The 12,558-nt window shown below is 57.5% G+C and carries 11 protein-coding genes; 5 read left to right on the forward strand and 6 right to left on the reverse strand.

Annotated features, from left to right (window positions below; all coding sequences use genetic code 11):
* Positions 1-7 precede the first annotated feature (7 nt).
* The 6 genes from AC01YT_RS10860 to pdxS all read right to left on the reverse strand — a co-directional run bounded on the left by AC01YT_RS10860 (position 8) and on the right by pdxS (position 5,967).
* On the reverse strand, positions 8-1,360 hold the full coding sequence (locus AC01YT_RS10860; protein ID WP_476675347.1) for a citrate (Si)-synthase: 1,353 nt from the start codon (positions 1,358-1,360) through the stop codon (positions 8-10).
* A 54-nt stretch (positions 1,361-1,414) separates the two neighbouring features.
* Complete coding sequence (locus tag AC01YT_RS10865) at positions 1,415-2,236, reverse strand: IclR family transcriptional regulator (protein WP_476675348.1); 822 nt, start codon at positions 2,234-2,236, stop codon at positions 1,415-1,417.
* Positions 2,237-2,357: 121 nt separating this feature from the next.
* Positions 2,358-3,251 (reverse strand): amino acid ABC transporter permease, encoded by an 894-nt coding sequence (locus AC01YT_RS10870; RefSeq protein ID WP_476675350.1) that lies wholly within the window; start codon positions 3,249-3,251, stop codon positions 2,358-2,360.
* 48 nt (positions 3,252-3,299) lie between these two features.
* Entirely contained in the window at positions 3,300-4,196 is an 897-nt protein-coding gene (locus tag AC01YT_RS10875; protein ID WP_476675352.1) for a substrate-binding periplasmic protein, read from the reverse strand.
* A 247-nt stretch (positions 4,197-4,443) separates the two neighbouring features.
* Positions 4,444-5,061 carry a pyridoxal 5'-phosphate synthase glutaminase subunit PdxT gene (gene pdxT / locus AC01YT_RS10880; protein WP_476675354.1) on the reverse strand — a complete coding sequence of 206 codons (618 nt, stop codon included), beginning with the start codon at positions 5,059-5,061 and terminating at the stop codon, positions 4,444-4,446.
* Between the two features lie 18 nt (positions 5,062-5,079).
* Positions 5,080-5,967: a pyridoxal 5'-phosphate synthase lyase subunit PdxS gene (pdxS, locus tag AC01YT_RS10885; RefSeq protein WP_315625416.1), complete on the reverse strand. Its 888-nt coding sequence runs from the start codon at positions 5,965-5,967 to the stop codon at positions 5,080-5,082.
* A gap of 126 nt (positions 5,968-6,093) precedes the next feature.
* Here pdxS and icd point away from each other — a divergent pair, with 126 nt between their 5' ends.
* From icd to AC01YT_RS10910, 5 genes are all read left to right on the forward strand, one after another.
* Entirely contained in the window at positions 6,094-7,416 is a 1,323-nt protein-coding gene (gene icd, locus AC01YT_RS10890; protein WP_476675357.1) for an NADP-dependent isocitrate dehydrogenase, read from the forward strand.
* Positions 7,417-7,445: 29 nt separating this feature from the next.
* Complete coding sequence (gene acnA / locus AC01YT_RS10895) at positions 7,446-10,163, forward strand: aconitate hydratase AcnA (protein WP_476675359.1); 2,718 nt, start codon at positions 7,446-7,448, stop codon at positions 10,161-10,163.
* An 83-nt stretch (positions 10,164-10,246) separates the two neighbouring features.
* A complete protein-coding gene (locus AC01YT_RS10900) occupies positions 10,247-10,666 on the forward strand; it encodes a secondary thiamine-phosphate synthase enzyme YjbQ (protein WP_476675361.1) in 420 nt (139 codons plus the stop codon).
* A gap of 8 nt (positions 10,667-10,674) precedes the next feature.
* Positions 10,675-11,547 (forward strand): DNA-methyltransferase, encoded by an 873-nt coding sequence (locus tag AC01YT_RS10905; protein ID WP_476675363.1) that lies wholly within the window; start codon positions 10,675-10,677, stop codon positions 11,545-11,547.
* A gap of 12 nt (positions 11,548-11,559) precedes the next feature.
* Positions 11,560-12,336 (forward strand): nucleoside phosphorylase, encoded by a 777-nt coding sequence (locus tag AC01YT_RS10910; RefSeq protein ID WP_476675365.1) that lies wholly within the window; start codon positions 11,560-11,562, stop codon positions 12,334-12,336.
* Positions 12,337-12,558 lie beyond the last annotated feature (222 nt).

The raw sequence follows: 12,558 nt of genomic DNA on the forward strand, positions 1-12,558 counted from the left end.
CTGAAGTTCAAGCGACCGGCGCTGACGCCAGCGGTGCGGGCGCGGTTTCGTCGGCTTGCGCAATCATGGCCTCCAACATCTGACTGGTGATGGACTTGGGGCGCTCGAGGGGCTTATATAGCCCACGTGACCATACCGTTTGTGCCGTCACGCCCAACATACGGCTGATGCCGAAGAGCACGGTGTAGAAATCTAATTGGCGCAAGCCAAAGTGATAGAGCAAAGCGCCGCTAATCGCATCCACGTTTGGCCAGGGGTTCTTGACCTTGCCCAGTGAGGAAAGGACGCGCGGAACAACAGCATAAACGCGCTTGACCAGGCGATAAAGTTGATCCTGCGGGAAGTAGGTCTCGGCCAGGTTGGCCAACGCGGTGAAGCGCGGATCCACGGTGCGCAGGACGGCGTGACCGTAGCCCGGGATGGTCATGCCCTTATCCAGTTGTTCGCGCACGTAGTCTTCCAGTTGCTCTTCGCTGGGCAACCCGCCAAAGTGGTGCAACACCTTTAACAGCCAGCGGGTGCATTCCTGGTTGGCCAGCCCGTGTAGTGGTCCAGCCAGGCCGTTGATCCCGGCAGAGGCGGTGAAGTAGATATCCGCCAGCGAGGATGAGACCACGTTGGCAGAGTAGGCAGTAACGTTGCCGCCCTCGTGATCGGAATGGAGCACAAAGTAGAGGCGCATCAGTTCTACAAAGATGGGATCGTCGCTGCGTTCGATCATGTAGGCGAAGTTGGCGCTCCAATCCAAATCGGGGTGGGGAGGGATGTAAGCCCCGTGGCGGTATTTACGGTTGTATATGTAGGCCGCCAGGACGGGGAGTTTGGCGGTGAGGTTTAGGCTATCCTCGAGGTAATAGCCCCAGAAGGCCGGCTTGGAGATACCTTCCTCGTAGCGTTTGGCGAAGATAGATTCGGTTTGCAGCGCTAGGACGGCCTGTGAAAGCAGGGTCATGGGGTGGGTTTCGCGGGGCATGGAATCAATCACCCGAAAGACATGCTCTGGCACGGTCATGCGTTCCTTCCAGGTAGCTTCAACCTCCCAGGCCTCGGCCTCATCGGGCACCTCGCCAGTCATCAGTAGGTAATACAGCCCACCGGCGAGGGGGAAGGCCGAATCGGGGGCTTTAGGCAGGACGCGCAGTAGTTCGGGGATGGTGAAATCGCGGATGCGGATGCCCTGGTGCGGATCCACATATGAGGTATCGGTGATCAGCAAGGTGACGCCGCGGATCCCGTTAAAGATTTGATCCAGAGTAACCTCACTGACCTTAAACTGGCCGTAATGCTTTTTGAGATATTCAATGCGCTGGCGTTGCTCGTTGAGATGATAGGCCAGGCGTTCTTTCATGCGATGGCTCATACGTTACTCCTCCGGGCAAAAGGATAGGGGGATAGCAAGGACAGGGCAAAAACGTTAGCGTTCAGAAGCACGTACATATGTTTCCTCGGCAGTTAAGGAGGTCATGGCGGTCAGAGGACGCCAACCCATCTCCAATGAAATCTCACGGGCGGCGGCCAGCAGTTGAGGCAAAAAAGTGGCAATTTTTTCATCGGTCAGACGTTGGGCCGGGCCGGAAATAGTAATGGCGGCATGGATAGTACGGTTACGGTCAAAGATAGGCACCGAAACCCCGTTGGCTTCGGCAATCCATTCCCCGTGGCTGATAGCATACCCCTGAGCGCGGATCGTTTCCAGTTCGCGTAAAAGAACACCGCGGTCGGTAATGGTATAGGGAGTAAGAGGTTGCAAATCCATCTGTTCTAGCAGGGCTTCTTGCTCGGCACGGGGCAAGAAAGCCAGCAGCACCTTCCCGGCGGACCCGGCGTAGAGGGGTAGGCGTTGCCCCAGAGGTGCTACCAAGCGCAGGCTGTGGGGGCTTTCCAGGCGTTCGACGCAGATGCGCGCATCCCCATCCAGGATGTAGAGGCTAATGGTTTCCATCGTTTCGCGATGTAGGGCTTGCAAGTGAGGAAGAGCAAGGGTGCGCACATCTAGGTTGGCCAGATAGGCATCGGCCCAAGAAAGGACGCGCGGCCCAATGCCGTAAAGGGAGGTGGTAGGGTCCTGCACCAGTAGCCCCATCTCACGCATTGCTTGCATGAGCCGGCCGGTCGTGCTGACGGAGAGGTTGATCTTACGCGCGACCTGTCGCACACCCATTTGGCGCGATTCGGCGTTAAAGCAATCCAGGATACAAGCGATGCGCTCCAAGAGTTGAACTTTTTCCGGTAACACGGATCACCCTCCTCGTCATCGGGCGTCCCGAAGAGAGGGACACTGTCCCATTGACTTAAACACATTATAAAGAGACCCCAAGCAAAAGTCAACCAAAATCATCCTATTTGTGCAAAAACGCTCAAACGCGGTGCAGACGCTTTTCAATTCCCTTGACGATGAATGAGAGCACCATGGTCATGGTGAGGTACATGACCGCCAAGGTGGTATAGGCTTCTTGGTATTGGAAAGAACGGGCGGCGTAGAGGCGTGTTACCTGGGTAATATCGCGCACGGCCAGCACCGAAACCAGGGAGGAATCTTTGAGCATGGAGATAAAGTCGTTGCCCAGCGCCGGCAGGATATTACGTATTGCCTGGGGAAGGATGACGAAGCGCATCGCCTGTCCGTAGGTCATCCCCAACGAACGCGCAGCTTCCATTTGCCCTTTGGGAATGGATTGGATGCCGGCGCGAAAGACCTCGGCTAGGAAAGCACCGTAGGTGATAGAAAGGGCGACAATGGCACGCACGCCCATCGAGACGGCGTTGTTTTCCAACCCACTTAACGAGCTGCCCAGGCTGGTTATCCCCAGACCGATCAACCAATGTCCCAACTGATTCAGCCCGCTGACCACTCCTGGCATGCCGACCAGCGCAATATAGAAAATCAATACCAACATGGGGATGCCGCGCACTATTTCAATGTAGAGCGTGGCGGCGTTCTTGAGCAACACGTTGTTAGAAAGGCGCCCCAGACCGGTAATCAGACCCAAGACTACAGCAATGGCAAATGCAAAGAGGGTGGTGGTTAGAGTGATGCTTAGCCCTACTTTGATAAAGTCAAATGCCTGGCGGTAGGTCGGGCGGCTGTAGATCGTCATGGCCGTGTAAACGGCAATGAACGCGATGGCAATCAACCACCAGGGAATGGCTTTGAGACGCGCACCCACGCGCAGGCGGGGCCACGATACGCCGAAGATGGCTTCAAACCATTTGAGGGAGAGGCGATTAAGCATGGTAACCTCCGTCACCATTAGGGCCTGCCGCCTGTGGGCACAGCAGGCGGCAGGGTGAAGACATCATTAAGGTTGTTTAAAATCGGGGCCAAAGTATTTGAGGTTGTACTCATCCAGTTTGCCACTGGCTTTGAGCGCGGCAATGGCTTTGTTCACCGGTTCGACCAGATCGCTGCCTTTAGGGAAAGCAAACCCCAGTTCGTCGCTGGAGATGGGCGGACCGATTAGTTCGAGTTGGTCGGCATTTTCGCCCACATAGCCCAACCCAATCACCTCATCCATGATCACCGCGTCTACATCCCCTGAAAGCAAGGCCTGGACGGCAAAGGGGAACTGTTCAAAGCCCTTGATGCGGGTTTCGGGGAGATATTTGGCGGCGGTCTCGTAATTGGTGGTCGCAATTTGGGTGCCCAGGATCAAACTGTCATTGGCAACAAAGGATTCCAGGCTATCGAAACGATTTTCGCCTTTGCGTACCAATAAACGCTGTTGGATTTGCAGATAACCCTCCGAAAAATCTACTATCTGTTTGCGTTCTTCAGTGATGGTGATGCCGTCGGCAGCAACGTCATACTGTCCCAACGAGACGGCTTGAATCAGCCCATCCCAGGCGGCTTCAACAAAGACCGGGGTACAGTGGAGCAAGGTACAAATCTCCCGCCAGACGTCATAGTCCCAACCGCCGGGTTGGCCGGTGTCGGTGGCAATGTAGTTGAAGGGGGGATAGGCATTTTCGACCGCGATGGTGATCTTGCGACAGTTTAGATCCACCAGAGCCGTATCGGCGCTACCCAGACAGCCCTCGGGTTGAGCCGCGGCAGTGGTTGCGGTAGGCTCAGACTGTGCCGGGGCAGAAGTTGGAGATGGGGCTGGGGTTGGGGAGGGTGGGGCGGCGGGAGTGCAGGCAGCCAATAAAATGGCAGCCAAGGCCAGGATCATAACATTAACGCGCAACGTTTTCATGTTCTGTCTCCTCCAGACAATTTATAAAATATAAAAGCCCTTCCTTTGGCTACGGAAGGGCTTGCTGCGCTACGTTTGAACTCATTGGTTATGGCTTTAGCCAAACGGCACCTGCCCTTCCGTGGGAAGGGGGTTGTGGCTTTGGTTGACGCTTGGCTTCGACCTGGGATAACATGTTCTTTTTATAGCAAAGGATGCGCGCTTTGTCAACCGTTGACGGAATTTTTTAAGGTAATTTTTGTCCTATTCAGTGGGACAGCGGCGTGTCTATGCGGAGCGCTGCAACCTCTTCGACCATGTTCAGGAACAAGCGGTGAAAGCGCGTGTCATCCGTCAGTTCGGGATGGAACGAGGTGGCTAGCCAATGCCCTTGGCGGGCGGCGACAATACGTCCATCTGGCAGGGTGGCCAGGATTTCTACCTCTGGCCCAACGCGCTCAATTAACGGGGCTCGAATAAACACGGCATGGAAGGGGCGCACATCATCGCTGACCCGGCGCAGGGCAGGTACCTCGAGATCAATCTCAAAACTTTCAACTTGCCGCCCGAAGGCATTGCGTTGCACCTCGATATCCATCAGGCCGAGCAGCGGTTGAGGACGGCGTGCATCCTTGGAGAGAAAGATGGCCCCGGCGCAGGTACCCCATATGGCATGGCTGAGCGCAAAGGTACGCAGCGGCTCCATCAGTCCGAATTCGGTCGCCAGTTTGCCAATGGTAGTGGATTCGCCACCGGGGATAATCAAACCGTTCAGCCCTTCTAGGTGGGCCGGCAGGCGCACTTGGCGCGTGCTTACCCCCAGGCGTTCCAGAACCTGTTGATGCTCAATGAAATCCCCTTGAAGGGCCAAAATTCCGATATTCATGGTTACCTCCCGGCAACGTTACCAGCCACGCCCAGCCATCAGTTCGCGCTCGGCCAGGCTGGCAACGGTGCGCCCGACCATGGGTTCGCCCAGGTTGCGGCTGACCTCAGCCAGGATGTGCGGATCGTTGTAATGGGTCACGGCTTTGACGATGGCAGCGGCCCGTTTGGCCGGGTCGCCTGATTTGAAGATGCCCGAACCGACGAAGACGCCATCCATGCCCAGCTGCATCATCAGCGCAGCATCAGCAGGGGTGGCGATACCGCCGGCAGCGAAGTTAACCACCGGTAAACGGCCTAGGCGGCGGGTTTCCATAACTAATTCGTAGGGGGCGCCGATTTCCTTGGCATAGGCCATGACCTCTTCCTCGGGCAGGCTCTGCAGATGGCGAATCTGCCCCAAGATGCGCCGAGCATGGCGTACAGCTTCCACCACGTCACCAGTGCCGGCTTCGCCCTTGGTGCGGATCATCGCTGCGCCTTCCCCAATGCGCCGCAAAGCTTCGCCAAGGTCGCGTGCGCCGCATACGAAGGGCACTTTGAAGGCATGCTTATTAATATGATGCTCTTCATCGGCGGGCGTGAGCACCTCGGATTCGTCAATATAATCCACGCCGATGGCTTCCAGGATCTGGGCTTCGACAAAGTGCCCAATGCGCACCTTGGCCATGACCGGGATGCTCACCGCATCCATGATCTTTAATATCAATTCCGGGTCGCTCATGCGGGCAACTCCACCCTGGGCGCGAATATCCGCTGGGACGCGTTCCAACGCCATCACTGCTACCGCACCGGCGTCTTCGGCGATGCGCGCCTGTTCCGGTGTAACCACATCCATGATGACTCCCCCTTTGAGCATCTGCGCCAGCCCAACCTTGACTTTGAATGTGCCTTTCTCCGCATTCATGAGAGTCACCTCCATTTGCATCTCCTGAATTTGACTGACATTTTACCACTCTACGGAAAAGATAGATGGGTCCATTTTTGTTCTCATTACGACTCAAATGCTCCACTTTCGCGCTATAATTTGGGCATGGCTTACGTGTACCCTCCCCCTCCGGCTCATGGTGAACCCATTACGCGGGTGGATGGGCACTGGCAGGTGCCCGACCGCCCAATTTTACCTTTCATCGAAGGCGATGGCTCGGGCCCGGAGATCTGGCGGGCGACGCGTGCAGTACTGGATGCAGCAATTGAAGCCGCCTATGGTGGCCGCCGCCAGATCCAATGGTATGAGGTGTTTGCCGGCCAGAAAGCGTTTCAGCGCTTTGGGGTATGGCTGCCGGAAGAGACCCTGCGAGCGTTTGAGACTTATAAGGTCGGTGTGAAGGGCCCACTAGCCACCCCCATCGGCGAGGGGGTGCGTTCAGTGACGGTGGCACTGCGGCGCACACTGGATCTCTATGTCTGCCAGCGTCCCGTGCGCTGGCTACCTGGGGTGCCCTCACCGGTGCGTCACCCCGAGAAGGTCAACATGGTGGTCTTTCGGGAGAACACCGAAGACTTGTATGCCGAGATTGAGTTTCCCGCCGAGAGCGAGATCAACCGCGCCTTTCAAACCTGGTTACAGACACATTATCCGGAAGCCTATACCCGCCTGCTCTTCCCGGAAAGCACGGCATTCAGCCTTAAGCCGATTTCACGCCGCGGCACCGAGCGCTTGGTGCGTGCGGCGATCCGTTGGGCGTTGGCCAATGGTCGCCGCAGTGTCACCCTGGTGCACAAGGGTAACATTATGAAGATGACCGAAGGCGCATTTCGGAATTGGGGCTATGACCTGGCCGAACGTGAATTTGGTGATCATGTTTACACCCAGCGCCAGTGGGAACGCACCCGCCTGGCCTACGATGAAGAAACCGCCAACCAAGAACGTCAGGCGGCGCTGGCGGCAGGTAAGTTGTGGGTGAAAGAGGTAATCACCGATGCTGCCTTTGAGATTGCGATCACCCGCCCGCACGAGTTTGATGTACTGGCAACCCCTAACTTGAGCGGAGATTACCTCTCCGATGCCTTGGCGGCGCTGGTGGGTGGCTTGGGGATCGCTCCGGGAGCGAATTACAACGAAGAGACTGGCGTTGCGATCTTTGAAGCTACCCATGGTACAGCACCCACTTTGGCCGGAAAAGACCTGGTTAACCCGACCTCGCTCATCCTTTCGGGTGAGATGCTGCTGCGTTACATTGGCTGGCACGAAGCGGCGGACTTGGTGATCGGTGCATTGGAACGGGTGATCGCGGCGCGCCAGTTGACGCAGGATTTGTATCATCTGACCGAAGGCGCGACGTTGCTGAAAACATCTGAATTTATGCGGGCGCTGGTAACGGCGATCCGAGAATCTCAAGAGCCAAAGGTGTGAGTCCTTCATGATTGTTGAGAGGTGAACGGATGGCGACTTTACCTTCGTTAGAAACGCTGACCGTGGGAGCACAGACCTATCACTATTATCCTCTTACCGCCTTGCCCGGGCTCAGCCCGGAACGGCTGGCGCAGTTGCCCTTTGTTATGCGCATCTTTCTGGAGGGCGTGGCGCGGCACGTGGCTCAGGGACGGGCAGAGCCCCAAGACCTAGATCATCTCATTGCCTGGCAACCTCAGGCCGAGCAACGTCCCAGTATGCCGTTCTTCCCCGGGCGGGTGGTGATGCAGGATTTTACCGGCGTGCCGGTACTGAACGATTTGGCCGGCATGCGCGCCGCCGTGGCACGGCTGGGTGGTGATCCTGCCAGTGTCAACCCGCGGGTGCCGGTGGATCTGGTCATTGATCATTCGGTGCAGGTGGACTACTACGGAACGCCGGATGCTTTCCGTCTAAACGCTGAAAAAGAATTCGAGCGTAACCGTGAGCGCTACGAGTTTCTGCATTGGTGTCAGCGTGCCTTCAAGAACCTGCGTATTGTGCCCCCGGCCTCAGGTATTGTGCACCAGGTCAATCTGGAATACCTGGCGCGGAGTGTCCTAACCGCAGAAGGTCCCGATGGTCTACCTGTGGCCTATCCGGATACCCTGGTGGGTACCGATTCGCATACCACGATGATCAACGGCCTGGGCGTGGTCGGCTGGGGGGTGGGAGGCATTGAAGCCATTGCCGCCATGCTGGGCGAGCCGATCGAAATTGTGATCCCAGATGTGATTGGCTTCCGCTTAAGCGGCCACTTGCCGGAGGGTACGACCCCGACCGATTTAACCTTGACCATCATCCAGATGCTGCGGCAATTTGGTGTGGTGGATAAAGTGGTTGAGTTCTTCGGTCCCGGTTTGGATCACCTGACGTTGGCCGACCGCGCGATGATCGCCAATATGGCACCTGAGAGCGGCGCGACCATGCTCTATTTCCCGGTGGATACGCAAACGTTGGACTATCTGCGCTTCACCGGTCGTCCTGAGGACTTGGTGAACCTGGTCGAAGCGTACTATCAAGCCCAGCATCTCTTCCGCACGGCCGAAACGCCTACCCCCACCTACACGGCGGTGTTGGAACTGGACATGAGCCGGGTGCAGCCCAGCCTGGCCGGACCGCGCCGTCCGCAGGATCGAGTGGCCTTGAGTGAGGTGCCAGCCAACTTCCGCCAAGCGCTGACAGCACCACGCACGGCAAACGGATTTGGCATACCCGCGGCGGAGCAAGAGACCGCGGTCATGGTGGCATTGGATGGGCAAACGGCAACTCTGCGCCATGGCTCAGTCGTGATTGCGGCTATCACGTCGTGCACCAACACGTCGAACCCCTTTGTGATGGTGGCCGCCGGTCTGCTAGCAAAAAAGGCGGTTGAACGTGGCTTACGCACACCGCCCTACGTCAAGACCAGCCTGGCGCCGGGGTCACGGGTAGTGATTGACTACCTGGCCGCAGCCGGCCTGCTCAAGCCATTAGAGGCACTGGGTTTCCACCTGGTTGGCTTTGGCTGTACTACGTGCATTGGTAATGCTGGTCCCTTGCCTGAACCGATCGTCAATGCCATCAAAGATAACAACCTGGTAGCGGTGGCAGTGCTTTCGGGCAACCGCAACTTTGAGGGGCGTATCAGTCCGCACACCCGAGCCAATTACCTGGCATCGCCACCGTTGGTGGTGGCCTATGCCCTGGCTGGCGAGATTGGGCGTGATCTTTCCCGTGAGCCTCTGGGGTACGACCCACAAGGCCGGCCGGTTTATCTGCACGAGATTTGGCCTTCGAGCCAGGAGGTATTTGAAACCATCCAACGAGCCATTCGGCCGGATTTGTTTACCCGCGATTATGCCGATTTGTACGCTGCCAACCCGCTGTGGAATGCCATTGAGAGTAAGGAAGAGGTGCTCTATACCTGGGATGAGGATTCGACCTATCTGCAACCTCCGCCGTTCTACAATCCGCCGGAGATGGCGACCTGGGTGGCCGATGTTCACGGCGCACGAGTGCTGGCTGTATTGGGCGATTCCGTGACGACCGATCACATTTCCCCGGCCGGCAGCATTCCGGTGCACACCCCTGCCGGGCAGTACCTGATCCAACGGGGGGTGCCGCCTTCGGAGTTCAATTCTTACGGCTCGCGGCGTGGCAACCATGAGGTGATGGTGCGCGGCACGTTTGCCAACATCCGCCTGAAGAATCTGCTTGTGCCGGGGGTGGAAGGCGGGTTCACTCGTCACTTTCCCGACGGAGAGCAAATGACTATCTATGAGGCGGCCATGCGGTATCAGGCCGAGGGGGTGCCTTTGCTCATCCTGGCGGGTAAGGAATACGGCACTGGCTCCAGCCGCGATTGGGCGGCCAAGGGCACGCGCCTGTTGGGGGTGCGTGCGGTGATTGCCGAATCCTTTGAGCGGATTCACCGCGCCAACCTAGCCGGCATGGGAGTGTTGCCGTTGCAGTTCTTGCCCGGACAGAATGTCCAAAGCCTGGGTTTGAGCGGCGAGGAAACTTATGACCTGCTGGGGTTGGCCGAGAATCTGCATCCCGGTGGGCGGGTGCAGGTGCGGGCGCGTCGCGCCGATGGCAGCGAGGTGCACTTTGATGTCCTCTTGCGCTTGGATACCGCCAATGAGATCCGCTATTATCGTCAGGGTGGGTTGCTGCCGGCGGTTTTGAACGCTCTATTGGGCCAGGAGGCGGCTGCTGGTGCATAGGGCCTCAATCCGCGTAAGTTATGTTAAAATCCAACGGCGCAGATTGTGTCTGCGCCGTTGATTTTGCCACTAAGGGGTTGACAATGAGAAGTTATCGCAAGGAATTATGGTTCAATGTACCTTCACGGCGGGCCTTCATCAACATCACGCCACAGGTGGAAGCCTGCGTGCGCGAGAGCGGGATCAAAGAGGGATTCGTCCTGGTGAACGCCATGCACATTACGGCCTCGGTGTTCATCAACGATGATGAGCCTGGCCTGCACCAGGATTTTGAGCGTTGGCTAGAACACCTTGCTCCACATGAGCCGATTTCCCAGTATCGCCATAATGACACCGGTGAGGATAATGCCGATGCCCATCTCAAGCGCCAGGTGATGGGACGCGAGGTGGTGGTGGCGATTACCAACGGTAAATTGGATTTCGGGCCCTGGGAGCAGATTTTCTACGGCGAGTTCGATGGCCGCCGCCCGAAGCGGGTGCTGGTCAAGATTATCGGGGAGTAAGGACCGGAATGACAGCTGATGTAGCGCCGCGCGGTTGGGTGTATTTTGGGGATAACCTGCCAATATTGCAGTCCTTGCCTGCCGAATCGGTAGATCTCATTTACATTGATCCCCCTTTCAACACCGGGCGGGTACAGGCACGCCCGCGCCTGCGCACGATTCAAGCGGAGAGCGGTGACCGGGTAGGATTCGGGGGACGACGCTACCTGACGGTTAAGCTGGGTCACCAGGCTTATGCCGATATCTTCGATGACTACCTGGCTTTTCTAGAGCCGCGTCTGCGCGAAGCGTATCGCCTGCTCAAACCGTACGGCAGCCTATACTTTCACATTGACTACCGCGAGGTGCACTACTGTAAAGTTTTGTTGGACAGCATCTTCGGGCGGGAATGCTTCTTGAATGAAATCATCTGGGCTTACGATTATGGCGCCCGCACGCGGCGCAAATGGCCACCCAAGCACGATAATATCCTTTTTTATGCCAAAGATCCCAAACGCTACACTTTCAATTACGAGGCAGTGGAGCGCATTCCCTATATGGCGCCGGGGTTGGTGGGACCGCAAAAAGCAGCGCGTGGCAAGTTTCCCACCGATACTTGGTGGCATACCATCGTGCCGACCAATAGCAGTGAGCGCACCGGTTATCCCACTCAGAAGCCGTTGGGCATCCTGCGACGTATCCTTCAAGCTTCGTCGAACCCGGGCGATCTGGTGCTGGATTTCTTCGCCGGTAGCGGCACCACCGGCGCGGCGTGTCTGGAATTGGGGCGGCGCTTTATCTTGATAGATAACAATCCCCAAGCCCTAGGGGTGATGCGTCAGCGCTTTGCCGGCCTGGAGGGAATTGTGTGGGTCGTCCCGGAGTCGCCGGAAATCCCTTGAAGGAGGAACGGCATGTCAGAAAGCCCCATTTCCTGGCCGATTTTAGAGTATGATCCCAATCCGCACGCCATTGTAGAACCTCAACCCTCTTTGCCCGCAGCGCCGGTTCCAAAGCGGGCGGTGATGTGCTTTTTCCAAGAGGTATTGGAGGGGCTACGCGCGCAAAGGCGGTTGCGCGTCATCGGTCAATTGAAATCCGAGATCGGCCCGAACCCCCTCTACCTGCTTGAAGAAGAGGAGAACGAGCCGGTGTTGGTGCTGCACCCCGGCGTGGGTGCGCCATTGGCAGCGGGCTTTCTGGAAGAAATTATTGCCTTAGGCGTGCGCAAGGTAATGGTTTGTGGGGGCTGTGGTGCGCTCACCCCGAGGATCACCGCCGGGCACGTGATCGTCGTGACAGCAGCAGTTCGGGAAGAAGGCACATCGTATCACTATTTACCCCCTGCGCGCGAAGTGATAGCCGATCCGCAGGCGGTGGCAGCGCTGGTCGCAGCGCTGGAATACCACAAGGTACCCTATCGCCTGGGTAAAACCTGGACAACCGATGGGTTGTATCGGGAGACGGTGACACGGCGGGCGCGGCGGGTGGCCGAGGGTTGCCTGGTGGTGGAAATGGAAGCGGCGGCGCTGATGGCGGTGGCCCGGTTCCGTGGTGTCCCCTTGGGGCAGGTGCTCTATGGGGGTGATCTGGTTATCCCGGAGGGCTGGGATAGACGCGAATGGTACCGGTGTGGTAGCGATCGTGAACGGCTGTTCTGGCTGACGGTCGAGGCAGTGCGCCGCCTTTAAGAGGCAAACCGCCCAGGGTGGGCGGTCTGCCGGGGGGCGGGCTGCGGCTCCCTTAAACGATCATGAGGAGGGATGCCGCAGCCCTAAGTTGACGACTACTGTCCATTGCTCGACATCACCTCCTCTCGTTTGGGATGGCATTTCCGGACGCAGGGCAGGCCCTGCATTAGAGGCAGTATCCCATAAAAATAGGGGGCTGTCAAGCCGTTGGCCACCAGGGCT

This window comes from Thermanaerothrix sp., from assembly GCF_056331585.1.